This window comes from Vibrio sp. Y176 (genome assembly GCF_033438945.1).
Window position 1 is genome coordinate 1 of sequence record NZ_JAWOQS010000200.1, and the last position, 911, is coordinate 911.

Here is a 911-nt window from a genome sequence, read left to right on the forward strand (position 1 = left end):
CTGTGCGGCAAGTACGACTTAGGCGAAAAAGCCGATGGTATTTTCACTAGCGGTGGCACTCAAAGTAACCAAATGGGTTTGATGCTGGCACGTGATTGGATCGCAGATAAGCTAAGTGGTCACTCAATCCAGAAGTTAGGTCTGCCTGACTACGCTGACAAACTTCGCATCGTATGTTCTAAGAAATCACACTTCACAGTTCAAAAGTCTGCATCTTGGATGGGGCTTGGTGAGAAAGCGGTGATGACTGTGGATGCAAACGCTGATGGCACCATGGATATCACGAAGCTAGATGAAGTGATTGCGCAAGCGAAAGCTGAAGGGCTAATTCCATTTGCGATTGTTGGTACTGCGGGTACGACGGATCACGGTGCAATTGATGACCTAGACTTCATCGCCGACATGGCAGTCAAGCACGACATGTGGATGCATGTGGATGGTGCTTACGGTGGTGCGCTGATCCTTAGCAGTCATAAGTCTCGCCTGAAAGGCGTTGAGCGCGCTCACTCTATCAGTGTCGATTTCCACAAATTGTTCTACCAAACAATCAGCTGTGGCGCACTTTTGGTGAACGACAAGTCGAACTTTAAGTTCTTGCTTCATCACGCAGATTACTTGAACCGTGAGCACGATGAGCTACCAAACTTGGTCGATAAATCCATCGCGACAACCAAACGTTTCGATGCATTGAAAGTCTTTATGACCATGCAAAACGTGGGTCCGAAGGCACTGGGTGACATGTACGATCATCTACTCGCTCAAACGCTTGAAGTGGCTGACATGATCCGTACAAACGATCAATTTGAACTACTAGCTGAGCCTTCACTGTCGACGGTATTGTTCCGTGCAACACACGAAACAGCAGATCTTGATGAACTGAACAAAGCGCTACGTTTAGAAGCGTTGACTCG

1 protein-coding gene is annotated in these 911 nt (G+C 47.7%); it reads left to right on the forward strand.

The features are described from left to right. Positions 1-911, forward strand: a 911-nt coding sequence (locus R7O13_RS25080) for a pyridoxal phosphate-dependent decarboxylase family protein (RefSeq protein ID WP_318304969.1), incomplete at both ends; no start/stop codon positions are given.